We start from the raw sequence: 16,696 nt of genomic DNA on the forward strand, positions 1-16,696 counted from the left end.
TTAACGCACCTTCAGTGTTGCCAGGCCAATCAGCACCAGCATCAGTGAAATGATCCAGAAACGCACGATGACGCGAGGTTCTGGCCAGCCTTTCAATTCATAGTGATGGTGGATCGGCGCCATGCGGAAAATACGTTGCCCGCGCAGTTTGAACGACCCGACCTGCAGGATCACCGACAGCGTTTCCACCACAAACACACCGCCCATGATCACCAGCAGGAACTCCTGGCGCAGCAGCACGGCGATAGTTCCCAGCGCGCCGCCCAGCGCCAGTGACCCCACATCGCCCATAAAGACCTGTGCCGGGTAGGTGTTGAACCACAGGAACCCTAAGCCCGCACCGACAATCGCGGTACAGACAATCACCAGTTCACCGGCATGGCGCAGATACGGAATATGCAGATACTCAGCAAACTTCACGTTACCCGTTGCCCAGGCCACCAGGGCAAATCCCGCAGCAACAAAAACGGTGGGCATAATCGCCAGGCCATCAAGGCCATCCGTCAGATTGACCGCATTGCTGGTGCCGACAATCACAAAGTAAGCCAGCAGCAGATACAGCAGCCCCAGTTGCGGCATCACGTCTTTAAAGAACGGCACAACCAGTTCGGTCGCCGGGGTATCTTTGCCGATCATGTACATCACGAAAGCCGCAGCCAGCGCAATCACCGACTGCCAGAAGTATTTCCAGCGGGCAATCAAGCCTTTGGTGTCTTTGCGCACGACTTTACGATAGTCATCCACAAAGCCAACGGCGCCATAGCCTAACAGCACGAACAGTACGCACCAGACATACGGATTGGAAGGATAGGCCCACAGCAGCACTGAAATCGTGATGGCAGTGAGGATCATAATCCCGCCCATCGTCGGCGTGCCGCGCTTGCTGAAATGCGATTCCGGGCCGTCGTTACGTACAACCTGACCAAAAGACATTTCCTGCAGGCGGGCAATCATTCGCGGCCCCATCCACAAGGAGATAAACAGCGCGGTCAGCAGGCTGACAATGGCGCGAAACGTCAGATACGAAAAGACGTTAAAGCCGGAATAAAATGTGACCAGATGCTCGGCCAGCCAGACTAACATGCGCCTTTCTCCTGTAAGGTTTGCACAACCTGCTCCATCGCAGCACTGCGTGAACCTTTAACCAATACGGTAATCTGTTGATGTTGTGACAGTAGCTCACGCGCACGCGCGCTGAGTGCTGCCTTATCACGGAAGTGCTCACCCACACCGCTGGCATCAGAGATGTCCTGGCTGAGTGAACCTACACTTAATACTTTGTCGATACCTGCGGCCTGTATGGCTACACCCACCTGACGGTGGCACTCGGCGGCCTCAGCCCCCAGTTCGCCCATATCGCCGACGACCATCACGCGATAACCCGGCATCTCAGCCAGTACCTGTGCGGCGGCGGTCATCGAACCCACGTTGGCGTTGTAGCTGTCGTCCAGCAGCAACTGGTCCGCACCCAAGATCACCGGGAACAGACGCCCCGGAACGGCTTGCAGCGAACTCAGCCCTTGTTTTACTGCACTCAGCGGCGCGCCAACCGATAACGCCAGTGCACTGGCGGCCAGCGCGTTGGCAATATTGTGACGCCCCGGCAGCGGCAGCATCACCGCCAAATCGCCTTTCGGCGTATGTAAGGTGAACTGCGTGCCCTGAGTGCTAAATGTCACGTCCGTGGCATAAAAATCACTGTCAGCCTGCTGCTCGGGCGAAAAACGCCAGACCGTTTTGGCATGCAGCGCCTGCTGCCAGTGCGGCCAGTCGTTGCTGTCGTTGTTGATAATCGCAGTGCCATGCAGCGGCAGGCCGTTAAAAATCTCACCTTTGGCTTTCGCCACGCCCGCCAGCGACCCGAAACCTTCCAGATGCGCGGCAGCAAGATTATTCACCAGCGCCGTTTCCGGCCGGGTCAGTTCAGTGGTGTATGCGATCTCGCCCTGGTGGTTAGCCCCCAGTTCAATCACCGCATACTGATGATCGGTTGTCAGACGCAGCAACGTCAGTGGCACACCGATATCGTTATTCAGGTTTCCGGCGGTATACAGCGTCTCACCACACTCGCGCAGGATAGCGGCCGTCATCTCTTTCACGGAGGTCTTGCCAGAAGAACCGGTCAGCGCTACAACGCGGGCACCGGACTGTTGACGGACCCAGCCTGCCAGCTGGCCCAGTGCAATACGGGTGTCCGCCACCACCACCTGCGGCACGGCGACAGGTAAGTGCTTACTCACTAATAACGCAAGCGCACCCGAGGTGAATGCATCAGCAACAAAGTCATGTGCATCAAAGCGTTCGCCTTTCAAGGCGATAAACAGACAGCCTGCGGTGACCTTACGGGTATCCGTGGTGACCGCATCCATCGTCAGGTCGCTGCCATACAGCGTGCCGCCGGTGATGTCTGCCAGTTGCCGTAGCGTAAAAGCAATCATGCGAGAACTCCCAGCAGACGTGCGACGGTCACACGGTCAGAGTAATCAAAGCGCTGGTTACCGATGATCTGATAATCTTCATGGCCTTTACCCGCCACCAGAACAATGTCGCCTTCCTGCGCCTGCATTACCGCGTTAGTGACCGCTTGCGCACGTCCCATCACCACGCGTGCACGGCCCGCATCCAGCAGTCCACTCAGTACATCGGCAACAATCGCCGCCGGATCTTCGCTGCGTGGGTTGTCGTCAGTAATCACCACGACATCGGCAAACTGCTCGGCAATGGCCCCCATCAGCGGACGTTTACCTTTGTCACGGTCGCCACCGCAGCCGAACAGGCACCACAGCTGACCTTTACAGTGCAGTCGTGCGGCTGCCAGCGCTTTCTCCAGAGCATCCGGCGTGTGGGCATAATCCACCACCACCGTTGGTTTGCCCGGTGCGCTGAACACTTCCATACGCCCGGTCACTGGCAGCAGTTGCTGGCCGGTAGAGGTCAGTGCAGCCAGCGGATAATCCAGAGACAGCAGCGTAGCCAGTGCCACCAGCAGATTGCTGACGTTAAATGCACCCATCAGGCGGCTTTCAATTTCGCCGTTACCCCAACTGGATTCAAAACGCACAGAGGCCCCACCATCGTGGTAGTTAACGTCTGTTGCTTTCAGCCAGCGCCCACGGCAGCCTGGCTGTAAATTATTTTCCATCGTGACCGCGACGGCATCGGGCAATTTTTCCAGCCAGCGGCGACCCACATCGTCATCCGCATTAATGATCGCCTGGCCCACCTGATGCTCGGAGAACAGCAGCCATTTAGCCGCTTCGTAGCGCGTCATATCACCATGATAGTCAAGGTGATCACGGCTCAGGTTGGTGAACGCTGCTGCCGCAAACGGCAAAGCAGCCACACGATGCTGCACGAGGCCGTGTGAGGAGACTTCCATCGCTGCCAGCGTAGCGCCTTTGTTCACCAGCGAGGCCAGCAGGTGTTGCACATCCACCGCCGAGCCTGTCGTATTTTCCGCAGGTGCCAGTTGTCCGTAGACACCGTTACCCACCGTGCCCATCACCGCACCGGTTTCGCCCAGCAACTGCGCCCACTGAGCCAGCAGTTGAGTGATGGTTGTTTTTCCATTAGTACCCGTGACACCAATCAGCTTCAGTTTCTCACCAGGCTGCTGATAAAAACGCCCGGCCAGCGCAGACAAACGCTGAGAGAGCTGTGCGAGGAAGATCACCGGCACACCGTGCATCTGCACGATCTGTCCGTCTTCAGCTTCACCTTCGGCTTCGGCAATCACTGCCGCCACGCCCTGGGCAATCGCCTGAGGAATAAAACGGCGCCCGTCGGCCGCGTGGCCTTTTATCGCCACAAACAGATCGCCGGATGCCGCAATACGGCTGTCCAGCGTCATTTCACGCAGCGGGAGCTCCGGTGCGCCAGGCACCCAAGGGGCCAGTAGGTCGCGCAGATTACGATCGGTCACTCGATCCCTCATTCTTGTTAGTTACCATCTCGTTCTTGTCACTGGTGGGTAGCGCATCCGGCTCAACATTCATGGTGCGCAATACACCGCCCATGATGGCGCCAAACACGGGCGCAGAGACCGCACCACCGTAATATTTGCCTGCCTGGGGATCGTTAATCACCACCACCAGTGCAAAACGAGGGTTGCTGGCGGGTGCAACACCCGCGGTATAAGCAATGTATTTGTTCACGTACTTGCCGTCCGGCCCGACTTTCTTCGCCGTACCGGTTTTAATCGCAATACGGTAACCCTTGATCGCGGCTTTCACGCCACCGCCACCGGGCAAAGCAACGCTTTCCATCATGTGCAACACGGTGCGCACCTGCGCTTCAGGGAAAACGCGTTGACCCGCCACCGGCGGGTCAACTTTGGTAATCGACAATGGGCGATAGATGCCATAGCTGCCCATTGTTGCGTAGACTCGCGCTAACTGTAACGGCGTTACCATTAGCCCATAGCCGAAAGAGAAGGTGGCCCTCTCTATGTCAGACCACCGTTGTTTTTGAGGATATAAGCCACTGCTTTCTCCGACCAACCCCAAATTGGTCGCTTTGCCGAACCCAAAACGAGAGTAAGTATCCACTAACGCATTGGACGGCATCGCTAACGCCAGTCGTGAAACACCGACGTTAGACGACTTCTGTAGTACCCCGGTCAGGGTCAATTCGCTGTAACGCGCCACGTCTTTAATCTCATGGCCGTTAATCCGGTAAGGCACCGTGTTCAGTACGCTACCTTCACGAACCACGCCACGTTGCAGCGCCGTCATCACCACCATCGGTTTGACGGTGGAACCCGGTTCGAAAATATCGGTGATAGCACGGTTGCGCATCACATCTTTGGTGGTACCAGACAAGTTATTCGGGTTATAGGCTGGACTGTTCGCCATCGCCAGCACTTCTCCCGTGTTCACATCCACCAGCACCGCCGTACCTGATTCCGCCTTGTTAAACGCCACAGCGTTATTCAATTCGCGATAGACCTGTGCCTGAAGGCGTTCGTCGATGCTCAGCGCCAGGTTATGCGCTGCCTGGCTGTCTACCGTTGAAATATCTTCAATCACGCGGCCGAAACGGTCTTTACGCACCGTACGTTCGCCCGGCTGACCTGTGAGCCACTTATCAAAACTTTTCTCAACGCCTTCAATGCCCTGTCCATCGATGTTGGTGAAACCAATCAGATGGGAAGTCACCTGCCCGGCAGGGTAATAGCGGCGTGACTCTTCACGCAGGAAGATGCCCGGCAGTTTGAGTTTCTTGATGTAATCGCCAATGGCCGGATTCACCTGACGCGCCAGATAAACAAAGCGGCCATTCGGGTTGGCATTAACACGTGCCGCCAGCTGATCAAGGGGGATAGAAAGCGCATCGGATAAGGCTTTCCAGCGGCTGTCGAGCGTAATACCGCCTTTGTCGTGCAGCTCTTTCGGATCGGCCCAGATCGCATTGACCGGCACGCTAACCGCCAGCGGTCGGCCCGCACGGTCACTGATCATCCCGCGCGAGGTTGGGATGGCCTGAACGCGCAGCGAGCGCATATCCCCTTCGCGCACCAGGCGGTCAGGGTTAATCACCTGAAGATACGCGACCCGTAACAGCAGACCTGCCAGCGCCAGAAAAATACAGCCACACAGCAACGCAAAACGCCAGCTTACAAAGCTGGCCTGATCTTCCGTGCGTTTCGACTTCTGCGTTTTGGTTGCGGCTCTCATTGAGTCCGTGTGTCCTTATTGCTGTACCACAATATTTTCCTGAGAAGGATCAACGTGTTGCATCTGAAGTTTCTCCGTTGCTGTGCGTTCCACCCGGCTGTGATCGCCCAGTGCATTCTCTTCAAGGATCAGGTTGCGCCACTCGATGTCGAGGGCGTCACGTTCGAGCACCAGCTGCTCGCGCTGAGCGGTCAGCAGGCGCGTTTTGTGCGCAGTCGTCACCACCAGAACGGCTGAAACCAGCGAGGCGACCAGCAGGATCAGAGGGATCTTGCCATGGCGCAGCAGGTCACCGCCGATCACACCCGGCAGGCTGTGACGTTCGTTGCCGATCATGACGCCGTGCGCTCCGCAATACGCAGTACGGAACTGCGCGCGCGCGGGTTGTCACCAACTTCAGTGTCGCCAGGCATCATTTTCCCCAGGGCTTTCAGACGACGTCCGCCCAGGCTGTTCAGTTGTGCTTCAGTCATCGGGATACCGTGAGGCACCTGAGGACCGCGGCTCTGTTCACGCATAAAACGCTTCACAATGCGGTCTTCCAGCGAGTGGAAGCTGATCACCGACAGACGTCCACCCGGCGACAATGCACTCAGTGCACCTTTCAGCGCCTGCTCAATCTCTTCCAGCTCACTGTTCACCCAGATACGGATCGCCTGGAAGCTACGCGTGGCAGGGTGTTTAAACTTGTCTTTCACTGGCGTTGCCGCATAGATCACGTCCGCCAGCTCTTTGGTTCGGGTCATTGGCTGTTCGCGGTTACGCTCAACAATGGCGCGCGCGATACGCTTGGCAAAGCGCTCTTCACCAAAGGTTTTCAGCACAAAGACAATATCTGTTTCTTCTGCTTTCAGCAGCCACTCGGCCGCCGACTGACCGCGCGTTGGGTCCATCCGCATATCCAGCGGCCCATCGCGCATGAAGGAGAAGCCACGTTCGGCATCATCAAGCTGTGGTGACGACACTCCCAGATCCAGCAGGATCCCGTCGATTTTTCCGGTGAGCCCACGCTCTTCGACATACTCTGCCAGTGCGGAAAAAGGACCATGAATGATGTTGAAGCGTGGATCGGTGATCTCAGCAGCGGCGGCAATAGCCTGCGGATCGCGGTCGATGGCATACAAACGTCCCTGCTCACCCAGTTGGGAGAGGATCAGGCGTGAGTGTCCACCGCGCCCAAAGGTGCCATCAATGTAGATGCCGTCAGAATGAATATTGAGGCCGTTTACCGCCTCATCTAAAAGCACTGTGGTGTGTTTAAAAGTATCCTGCATAGTTATAACGACAAATCCTGCAGCCGGTCAGACAACGGCGCCTGAGAGGACTGCTCTGCGTCAATATCTTCCTTGACTTGTTGATACCAGGTCTGTTCATCCCACAGTTCAAACTTGTTGAACTGTCCAACCAGCATCACTTCTTTTGTCAGGCTCGCATGTTGACGAAGGGTATTCGCCAGCAGTAAACGGCCTGCATTGTCCATCTGGCATTCACTGGCGTGCCCCAGTAACAGGCGTTGTACACGGCGCTCTGCTGGGTTCATGCTGGATAAACGAGACAGCTTTTGTTCAATAATTTCCCATTCGGGCAGGGTGTAGAGCAACAGACATGGCTGGTGGAGGTCAATGGTACAAACCATATGCCCTTGTGATTCCCCGATCAGCGTTTCGCGATAGCGCGTTGGCACGGCAAGCCGCCCTTTGCTGTCGAGATTGACTAACGTTGCCCCTCGGAACATGCCAGCCTCACTCCCCAGTTACCCAAGATCACCACTTAACTCCACAAATTCCCACCAAAAGAGTGTACGGAGCAGAGGAAAACATTGTCAAGCCGCAGCAATGGCTGATTGGCACTATTTCTTCGCGAGGTAAAATACGGGGAAGTTAAAAACAAACGACCTGAAGAGGAAATTTAAAAATAAACTAATGAATAATGGCAGGAAATTCTCACAAGCCTGGCAATTGCTCAAAAACTTACCACCTATCCATCGCCAAAAATAAGCTGCCCGCTTTGCGACGTGGGCGGCATTTTAAGTTATTTCTTAAAATTTTCCCAGCACAACCCCAGTGACAGCGCAGGATACTGTGACTAACAAGTAACAGAGTCTTTATAAACGTCAGGCTTTATAATCAGATGCTGACATTCCAGCGAACTGTTTACTTTTATTTACCTGACTGCCCTCCATCATCATGGCTAAATTGTGCCCATCCTTTTGGACAGATAAGAAAAAGGCAGCTTTCGCTGCCCTGATTTTTCAGTTTGTTTTTCGGTTTAAACGACCGCGTCGATAAAGATTACGGCGGATTCGTGTCAGACCCGGTTTAGGTTTACGGGGTTCATCAAGGCTGGCAAGCACCAACTCAAGGACACGCTCCGCAACATCACGGTGTCGCTGCCCCACGGCCAGCACCGGGCAATCGAGGAAGTCCAGTAACTCATGGTCACCAAAGGTGGCGATGGCCAAATCCTGCGGAAGCCGCCCTTCGCGACGTAGCGTCACATCCATCACACCCTGCAACAGACCGAAAGACGTGGTGAACAGCGCCTCTGGCATGTCATGGGTTTCCAGGTATTTCTCAAATAATGTGGCAGCGGCACTGCGCTCAAAACTGTTGGCATAGATGTAGTCGATCGGCCGTTCGTCCCCTTTCCATGCATCACGAAAACCCAGCTCACGCAGGAAGCTGACGGACAGCTCCGGCAGTGCACCGAGAAACAGCACCGATTTTGCCGGCAGCTTACGCAATTCGGCGCCCAGTGCTTCGGCATCATCCTGATCGGCGCCCACCACGCTGGTAAAGTGCTCACGATCCAGCGCACGATCCAGAGCAATGATAGGCAGTGGATCGTTAATCCAGCGCTGATAGAACGGGTGCTCCGGCGGCAAGGAGGTAGAAACAATAATCGCATCCACCTGGCGTTGCAGCAGGTGTTCAACACAGCGCATTTCGTTATCCGGCTGATCTTCCGAACAGGCGATCAATAACTGGTAGCCACGCTGGCGGGCCTGGCGCTCCAGATAGTTCGCAATCCTTGTGTAGCTGGTATTTTCCAGGTCAGGAATAACCAGTCCTATCGAACGCGTGCGTCCGGCGCGTAACCCCGCAGCCACTGCATTCGGATGGTAATTATGCTCACGCACCACCGCCATAACCTTCTCGACGGTTTTATCGCTGACACGATACTGCTTGGCCTTGCCATTAATCACGTAGCTGGCCGTCGTACGCGACACACCCGCGAGGCGCGCAATTTCATCCAGTTTCACAATAACCCCACAATTCGCTATGGATTAGTATTTGTAACATCTAACCGCAGAATAGTTGAGCGAGCAACCGCTTTTCATCTGCGATAAGGGCTTTGTGACAAAATAAAAAAACCCGGCATTACGCCGGGTTAACAAACAATCAGGATTCGGGTGGGAAGCTATCAACGCATAATGCGTTCGCCGCGCGCCACACCAACAATGCCTGAACGCGCAACTTCAACGATTTCCGCGACTTCACGTACGGCGCTGAGGAAAGCATCCAGCTTGTCACTGGTGCCCGCAAGCTGAACCGTGTAAAGCGATGGCGTGACATCCACAATCTGACCGCGGAAAATTTCAGCACAACGTTTGACCTCTTCACGCCCGTAGCCGCTGGCCTGGATCTTCACCAACATGATCTCACGCTCGACGAAAGCGCCCTGCCCGAGTTCACTGACACGCAGCACGTCAACCAGCTTGTGCAGCTGCTTCTCGATCTGCTCCAGAACCTTTTGGTCACCTACGGTCTGAATCGTCATACGCGACAGCGTCGGATCGTCCGTGGGTGCCACGGTCAGGCTTTCAATGTTGTAGCCACGCTGGGAGAACAGGCCTACCACGCGGGACAATGCGCCGGATTCGTTTTCCAGCAGAACCGATAATACACGACGCATAGTTACGTCCTCTCCGTTTTGCTCAACCACATTTCGTCCATACCGCCACCGCGAATATGCATCGGGTAAACGTGTTCCGTACCGTCAACGTTAACGTCAACAAACACCAGACGCTCGCGGCCCAGATGTTCCAGCGCTTCTGCCAGTTTCGATTCCAGTTCGTCAGGATGGCTGATGGAGATACCTACGTGACCATAAGCCTCTGCCAGGCGAACAAAATCAGGGAGCGATTCCATATAAGACTGTGAATGGCGACCGGAATAAATCATGTCCTGCCACTGCTTCACCATGCCCAGGACACGGTTGTTCAGATTCAGCACCAGTACCGGAATGCCGTATTGCAACGCGGTAGACAGCTCCTGGATATTCATCTGAATACTGCCATCGCCAGTGACACATACGACGGTTTCCTGAGGCAGAGCCAACTTCACGCCCAGTGCTGCCGGCAGGCCAAAGCCCATCGTGCCCAGGCCACCGGAGTTGATCCAGCGGCGTGGTTTATCAAACTGATAATAGAGCGCAGCGAACATCTGGTGCTGACCCACGTCGGAAGTAACGTAAGCATCGCCATTTGTCAGGCGACAGATGGTTTCGATCACCGCCTGCGGCTTGATCTTATCACTGGTACGGTCGAACTCGAGGCACTGGCGTGAACGCCATTGATCGATGCTCTGCCACCAGTCGCGCACGCTGTCGTAATTCTGCTGAACATCGCTCTGTGCCAGCAATTCCAGCATCTGTTGCAGAACCAGTTTGGCATCACCCACGATCGGCACATCCGCTGCCACCGTTTTCGAGATCGACGTCGGATCGATATCGATATGCAGCACCGTGGCATTTGGGCAGTATTTCGCCAGATTGTTGGTGGTACGGTCATCAAAACGCACACCGACTGCAAAGATCACATCGGCGTTGTGCATCGTCATATTGGCTTCATAGGTGCCATGCATCCCCAGCATCCCCACACACTGACGGTGCGTGCCAGGGAAAGCGCCCAGGCCCATCAGTGAAGTAGTCACCGGCACATTCAACGTTTCGGCCAGCTGGCGCAGTTCCTCATGGCACACCGCATTGATCACGCCGCCACCGGCATAGATCACTGGCTTTTTCGCAGCCAACAGGCTTTGCAGCGCGCGTTTAATCTGGCCTTTGTGGCCCTGAGTCGTCGGGTTGTACGAACGCATGCTGACTTCATCAGGCCAGACATACGGCAGCTTATTCGCCGGGCTCATCATATCTTTCGGCAGGTCAACCACCACCGGTCCGGGACGACCGCTGGCCGCAAGCCAGAATGCTTTCTTCATAATGATCGGGATATCTTCTACCCGTTTCACCATAAAGCTGTGTTTGACCACCGGGCGGGAAATACCCACCATGTCGCACTCCTGGAAGGCGTCGTAGCCGATCAGGGAAGACATGACCTGGCCGGATAGCACGACCATCGGGATGGAGTCCATATAGGCGGTAGCGATACCGGTAATCGCATTGGTTGCTCCCGGCCCTGAGGTCACCAGCACCACACCCACATCACCGGTTGCCCGTGCGTAGCCATCGGCCATATGCACAGCGCCCTGCTCGTGACGGACAAGGATATGATCCACGCCGCCTACAGTTTGCAGAGCGTCATAGATATCGAGGACCGCTCCGCCGGGGTAGCCGAATACATGTTTTACGCCCTGATCGATTAACGATCGGACCACCATCTCGGCTCCTGACAACATCTCCATTTTTGCCTCCAGGCTTAAGGTGCTGATTTATCTTACACGGACAGCATAACGTCACCGGACGGCAGATAAGGTCAAAACCTGTTTTTTTTATGCTCAGATAGTGGAAGTCATTTCCAAAATCCAGGTACAGGGCGAAGCCCCAGTTTTTTGAGGTTATGGCAAATACCATAACCGTAGAAAAGTTGGCAGGCAAACGGCAAACCTTACGACATGTGCGGAAAGTGATAATTAAGGCTCTGCCCGCCTGCCCCTGCCATCGACAATTACACTGACAATTTCCCGTTCTAAAAGCGGATTATTCTGCGACGAAGAAATATGCATTGTGATCGTTTTGTTATTAAAACTTTGTGGCCTTTAATGCCCGGCGCGCCAAATAATTCCCACGCTTTGAGGATTGTTATTGAAGGTTGACAGCCCCGGTCTTTATCAGGTATCAATAAAGTCACTGCCAGAATTTAATGAGGTTTGAATCAATGATCCGCACTCATCGCCTACTCGGTCTACTACTAAACGCATCCTCTTTGCGCGGTAGACTGGTGGGCGGAATCAATCACTGATTCAGGCCTGTAAAACCTAAGAAACCCGCGCCGATGCGCGGGTTTTTTTATGCTCGCAGCAGCAGGCGACGTAAACCAGACAAGGAACTATTCCATGAGCGACCAAGTCATTATTTTCGATACCACTCTGCGCGATGGCGAACAGGCATTACAGGCCAGCCTGAGTGTGAAAGAAAAACTGCAAATTGCCCTGGCACTCGAACGTATGGGCGTTGACGTGATGGAGGTCGGTTTCCCGGTGTCGTCTCCTGGTGATTTTGAATCCGTCCAGACCATCGCCCGCCAGATTAAAAATAGCCGGGTCTGTGGCCTGGCACGCTGTGTAGAAAAAGATATCGACGCGGCCTATGAAGCGCTGCGTGTTGCAGATGCCTACCGTATTCACACCTTCCTCGCCACCTCGCCGATGCATATCGCCACCAAGCTGCGCAGCACGCTGCCAGAAGTGATTGAGCGTGCAGTCAAAATGGTGAAACGCGCACGTAACTATACGGACGACGTGGAGTTCTCGTGCGAGGATGGCGGACGCACCCCCATTGATGACCTGTGCCGCGTAGTGGAAGCGGCAATTAATGCCGGTGCCACCACCATCAACATCCCTGATACCGTGGGTTACACGCTGCCGTACGAATATGCCAACATCTTTAGCGCATTACGCGATCGTGTGCCGAATATTGATAAAGCCATTCTGTCTGTTCATACCCACGACGACCTGGGGATGGCGGTAGGTAATGCGCTGGCCGCCGTTAACGCGGGCGCCCGTCAGATTGAAGGGGCGATGAATGGCCTGGGTGAGCGCGCAGGTAACTGTGCGCTGGAAGAAGTGATTATGGCGATTAAAACCCGCGGACAATTGATGAACGTTCAGACGCGGATTAATCATCAGGAGATCTACCGTACCTGCCAGACCGTCAGCAAAATCTGCAACATGCCTATCCCTGCCCACAAAGCGATTATCGGCTCCAATGCTTTCGCTCACTCTTCCGGTATCCACCAGGATGGCGTGCTGAAAAATCGCGAAAACTACGAAATCCTGACACCAGAATCCATCGGTCTGAAACAGGTGCAGTTAAACCTGACCTCACGTTCCGGCCGTGCTGCCGTGAAGCACCGCATGGAAGAGATGGGCTACACCGACAGCGAATACAATATGGATACGCTGTACGACGCATTTAAGGCGCTGGCCGATAAAAAAGGCCAGGTGTTCGATTATGACCTGGAAGCACTGGCTTTTATCAACAAACAGTCTGAAGAGCCAGAATACTTCACGCTGAATACCTTCAACGTGCAGTCCGGCTCCAGCGTGATTGCGACCGCTACCGTGCAACTGGGCTGCGGTGAAGAACAGAAGACTGAAGCGGCGACCGGAAACGGCCCGGTGGATGCGGTGTATCAGGCGATTAACCGCATTACCAGCTTCGATACCGAGCTGATCAACTATCAGCTGACCGCTCAAGGTCACGGTAAAGATGCCCTGGGTCAGGTGGATATCGTGGTGCAGTACAACGGCCGCAAATTCCACGGCGTGGGCCTGGCGACGGATATCGTCGAATCCTCGGCTAAAGCGATGGTCAACGCACTGAACACTATCTGGCGCGCACGTCAGGTTGAACAGGAATTACAGCGTAAGTCTCAGATCAAAGACCAAAAGGAAGCCGTATAACATGTCCCGCACTTACCATATCGCAGTGTTACCCGGTGATGGCATCGGCCCGGAAGTGATGGCACAGGCCAGTAAAGTCCTGGACGCTATTCGCCAGCGTTTTGATCTGCGTATCTCCACCAGCGAGTATGACGTTGGCGGTATCGCCATTGACCGCCACGGCGTACCCTTGCCTGAGGGCACCGTCAAAGGCTGTGAGCAGGCTGACGCTATTCTGTTCGGTTCTGTTGGTGGCCCAAAATGGGAACACCTTCCACCGACCGAGCAGCCTGAGCGCGGCGCCCTGTTGCCACTGCGCAAACATTTCCAGCTGTTCAGTAACCTGCGCCCGGCCAGCCTGTATCAGGGGCTGGAAGATTTCTGCCCGTTGCGCCGTGATATTGCCGATCAGGGGTTTGATATCCTGGTGGTCCGTGAACTGACCGGTGGGATTTACTTCGGCCAGCCGAAAGGCCGCGAAGGCAGCGGTATGCATGAACGCGCTTTCGACACCGAGGTGTATCACCGTTTCGAAATCGAACGCATTGCGCGTATCGCCTTTGAATCCGCGCGTAAACGCCGTAACAAAGTCACCTCGATTGATAAAGCCAATGTGCTGCAATCCTCGATTCTCTGGCGTCAGATTGTGAATGAAGTGGCGCAGGACTACCCGGACGTCGAGTTAAGCCACATGTATATCGACAATGCCACCATGCAGCTGATCAAGGCGCCGTCACAGTTTGACGTGATGCTGTGTTCTAACCTGTTCGGTGACATCCTGTCCGATGAATGTGCCATGATCACCGGCTCGATGGGCATGCTGCCATCAGCCAGCCTGAACGAAAAAGGCTTTGGTCTGTTTGAGCCGGCAGGCGGATCGGCCCCGGATATTGCCGGTAAAAATATGGCTAACCCGGTGGCGCAAATTCTGTCGCTGGCCCTGCTGCTGCGCTACAGCCTGAATTCGGCCGATGCCGCTGATGCGATTGAGCAGGCTATTAACCGTGCGCTGGAAGAAGGTTTCCGCACCGGCGATCTGGCTGGCAGCGGCAAGGCGATCGGCACCGATGAAATGGGCAGCGTGATTGCCCGGTTTATTCGCGAAGCATAAAAATATGAAAACACTGTACGAGAAGCTGTTTGATGCGCATGTCGTGCACGAAGCACCCAATGAAACGCCGCTGATCTATATCGACCGTCACCTTGTCCATGAGGTGACGTCAGCGCAGGCCTTTGACGGTCTGCGCGCACACGGTCGCCCGGTGCGCCAGCCGTCAAAAACCTTTGCCACGATGGATCACAACGTCTCCACTCAGTCGCGTGACATCAATGCCAGCGGCGAGATGGCACGGATTCAGATGTCGATGTTGATCAAAAACTGTGAGGCCTTTGGCGTCCAGCTGTTTGACCTCAGCCATCAATTCCAGGGCATTGTGCATGTGATGGGGCCAGAGCAGGGATTATCACTGCCTGGCATGACCATTGTTTGCGGTGATTCCCACACCTCAACCCACGGTGCACTCGGTGCGCTGGCCTTTGGCATCGGCACCTCCGAAGTGGAGCACGTACTGGCAACGCAAACGCTGAAACAGTCACGGGCGAAAACCATGAAGGTTGAGGTACGCGGTCAGACTGCGCCAGGGATTACTGCAAAAGATATCGCGCTGGCCATTATCGGTAAAACCGGCAGCGGTGGCGGCAACGGTCACGTTGTGGAGTTCTGCGGTGCAGCTGTCGAAGCGCTGAGCATGGAAGGGCGTATGACCCTGTGCAATATGGCAATTGAACTGGGTGCCAAAGCCGGGCTGATTGCGCCCGATGACACCACCTTTAACTACGTCAATGGCCGCCGTTTTGCCCCTAAAGATGCCGCCTGGCAGCAGGCCGTCGACTACTGGCGTACGCTGAAAACTGATGAAGGCGCGCACTTCGACAAAGTGGTCACGCTGGATGCAGCAGATATAGCGCCGCAGGTCACCTGGGGAACCAACCCCGGTCAGGTGATTGCCGTCAGTGACCCGATTCCCGATCCGGCTTCGTTCAGCGATCCAGTGGAACGTGCCTCGGCAGAAAAAGCGCTGGCCTATATGGACCTGAAACCCGGTATCCGTCTGACCGACGTGCCGGTGGATAAAGTGTTTATCGGCTCCTGCACTAACTCGCGCATTGAAGATTTACGCGCGGCCGCAGCCGTGGTGAAAGGGCATAAGATTGCTCAGGGTGTGCAGGGCTACGTGGTGCCGGGTTCTGGCCCGGTGAAAGCGCAGGCAGAAGAAGAAGGTCTGGATAAGATCTTTATCGATGCGGGCTTTGAATGGCGTTTACCGGGCTGTTCTATGTGCCTGGCGATGAATAACGATCGCCTCAGCCCCGGAGAACGCTGTGCCTCCACCAGCAACCGCAACTTTGAAGGTCGTCAGGGCCGTGGCGGACGTACCCATCTGGTCAGCCCGGCCATGGCCGCCGCAGCGGCGGTCGCTGGTCACTTTGCTGATATCCGCGAGCTGATTTAAGGAACTGTTATGGCGAAAAAATTCACGCAGCACAGCGGTATCGTGGTGCCGCTGGATGCGGCTAACGTTGATACCGATGCGATTATCCCTAAGCAGTTTTTGCAGATGGTGACGCGCACCGGTTTCGGCCGGAACCTTTTTTATGACTGGCGTTATACCGACCCCGAAGGGCAAATTTCCAACCCGGAATTTGTGCTGAATAAGCCCGAGTTTAGTGGGGCCAGCATCATGCTGACGCGGGAAAACTTTGGCTGTGGTTCCTCACGCGAACATGCCCCCTGGGCGCTGACAGATTACGGCATTCAGGCCATTGTCGGTTCCGGTTTTGCCGATATCTTTGCTAACAACTCATTTAATAACCAGTTGCTGCTGGTAACGCTGAGCGAAGCGGAAGTGGATGAGATGTTCCAGTTAGTGGCAGCGGAACCGGGCATTCGCTTCACGGTTGATCTGGAAAATCAGCAAGTGCGGGCCGGGGATAAAACCTACCCGTTTGAGATCGACAGCTTCCGCCGCCACTGCCTGATTAACGGGCTTGATGCGATTGGCCTGACCTTGCAGCACGATGCTGATATCACCGCGTACGAGCAAAAACAGCACACGTTTTTGCGTTGATATTGCGGGCTAACCGAAAAAGAAGGTCAGCCCCTGCAACCTCTGTAGGGGC

The 16,696-nt window shown here is 55.2% G+C and carries 15 protein-coding genes; 5 read left to right on the top strand and 10 right to left on the bottom strand.

Annotated features, from left to right (window positions below; genetic code table 11):
- The 10 genes from mraY to ilvI form a co-directional block, all read right to left on the bottom strand.
- Window positions 1–1,083: a phospho-N-acetylmuramoyl-pentapeptide-transferase gene (mraY, locus tag LJN55_RS19395; protein WP_133842304.1), complete on the bottom strand. Its 1,083-nt coding sequence runs from the start codon at window positions 1,081–1,083 to the stop codon at window positions 1–3.
- The gene (murF, locus tag LJN55_RS19400; protein ID WP_227535071.1) at window positions 1,077–2,438 is read right to left on the bottom strand and encodes a UDP-N-acetylmuramoyl-tripeptide--D-alanyl-D-alanine ligase; all 1,362 of its coding nucleotides are present in this window, start codon (window positions 2,436–2,438) and stop codon (window positions 1,077–1,079) included. Before murF ends, mraY begins: the two co-directional genes overlap by 7 nt.
- Entirely contained in the window at window positions 2,435–3,922 is a 1,488-nt protein-coding gene (gene murE / locus LJN55_RS19405) for a UDP-N-acetylmuramoyl-L-alanyl-D-glutamate--2,6-diaminopimelate ligase (RefSeq protein WP_133842306.1), read from the bottom strand. Before murE ends, murF begins: the two co-directional genes overlap by 4 nt.
- Window positions 3,909–5,675 (bottom strand): peptidoglycan glycosyltransferase FtsI, encoded by a 1,767-nt coding sequence (locus tag LJN55_RS19410; protein WP_133842307.1) that lies wholly within the window; start codon window positions 5,673–5,675, stop codon window positions 3,909–3,911. Before LJN55_RS19410 ends, murE begins: the two co-directional genes overlap by 14 nt.
- Before the next feature lie 15 nt (window positions 5,676–5,690).
- Entirely contained in the window at window positions 5,691–6,011 is a 321-nt protein-coding gene (gene ftsL, locus LJN55_RS19415; RefSeq protein ID WP_133842308.1) for a cell division protein FtsL, read from the bottom strand.
- Window positions 6,008–6,949 (bottom strand): 16S rRNA (cytosine(1402)-N(4))-methyltransferase RsmH, encoded by a 942-nt coding sequence (gene rsmH, locus LJN55_RS19420; RefSeq protein ID WP_133842309.1) that lies wholly within the window; start codon window positions 6,947–6,949, stop codon window positions 6,008–6,010. Before rsmH ends, ftsL begins: the two co-directional genes overlap by 4 nt.
- A 2-nt stretch (window positions 6,950–6,951) precedes the next feature.
- Window positions 6,952–7,410, bottom strand: a complete 459-nt coding sequence (gene mraZ, locus LJN55_RS19425; RefSeq protein WP_200641654.1) for a division/cell wall cluster transcriptional repressor MraZ — start codon at window positions 7,408–7,410, stop codon at window positions 6,952–6,954.
- A 516-nt stretch (window positions 7,411–7,926) separates the two neighbouring features.
- On the bottom strand, window positions 7,927–8,937 hold the full coding sequence (gene cra, locus LJN55_RS19430; RefSeq protein ID WP_133842311.1) for a catabolite repressor/activator: 1,011 nt from the start codon (window positions 8,935–8,937) through the stop codon (window positions 7,927–7,929).
- Between the two features lie 161 nt (window positions 8,938–9,098).
- Window positions 9,099–9,590: an acetolactate synthase small subunit gene (gene ilvN / locus LJN55_RS19435; protein WP_133842312.1), complete on the bottom strand. Its 492-nt coding sequence runs from the start codon at window positions 9,588–9,590 to the stop codon at window positions 9,099–9,101.
- A gap of 2 nt (window positions 9,591–9,592) precedes the next feature.
- Window positions 9,593–11,317 carry an acetolactate synthase 3 large subunit gene (gene ilvI, locus LJN55_RS19440; protein ID WP_227535072.1) on the bottom strand — a complete coding sequence of 575 codons (1,725 nt, stop codon included), beginning with the start codon at window positions 11,315–11,317 and terminating at the stop codon, window positions 9,593–9,595.
- Between the two features lie 473 nt (window positions 11,318–11,790).
- On the opposite strand from ilvI, the gene leuL reads away from it, so the two are divergent.
- The 5 genes from leuL (at window position 11,791) to leuD (ending at window position 16,644) form a co-directional block, all read left to right on the top strand.
- Entirely contained in the window at window positions 11,791–11,874 is an 84-nt protein-coding gene (gene leuL / locus LJN55_RS24075; RefSeq protein ID WP_133842717.1) for a leu operon leader peptide, read from the top strand.
- A gap of 94 nt (window positions 11,875–11,968) precedes the next feature.
- Window positions 11,969–13,537: a 2-isopropylmalate synthase gene (gene leuA, locus LJN55_RS19450; protein ID WP_227535074.1), complete on the top strand. Its 1,569-nt coding sequence runs from the start codon at window positions 11,969–11,971 to the stop codon at window positions 13,535–13,537.
- A 1-nt stretch (window position 13,538) separates the two neighbouring features.
- On the top strand, window positions 13,539–14,627 hold the full coding sequence (gene leuB, locus LJN55_RS19455) for a 3-isopropylmalate dehydrogenase (RefSeq protein ID WP_227535075.1): 1,089 nt from the start codon (window positions 13,539–13,541) through the stop codon (window positions 14,625–14,627).
- 4 nt (window positions 14,628–14,631) lie between these two features.
- A complete protein-coding gene (leuC, locus tag LJN55_RS19460) occupies window positions 14,632–16,029 on the top strand; it encodes a 3-isopropylmalate dehydratase large subunit (RefSeq protein WP_133842316.1) in 1,398 nt (465 codons plus the stop codon).
- 9 nt (window positions 16,030–16,038) lie between these two features.
- Entirely contained in the window at window positions 16,039–16,644 is a 606-nt protein-coding gene (leuD, locus tag LJN55_RS19465) for a 3-isopropylmalate dehydratase small subunit (RefSeq protein ID WP_227535076.1), read from the top strand.
- Window positions 16,645–16,696: the final 52 nt, after the last annotated feature.

It is taken from the genome of Erwinia rhapontici (assembly GCF_020683125.1).
Classification (GTDB): Bacteria; Pseudomonadota; Gammaproteobacteria; order Enterobacterales; family Enterobacteriaceae; genus Erwinia; species Erwinia rhapontici.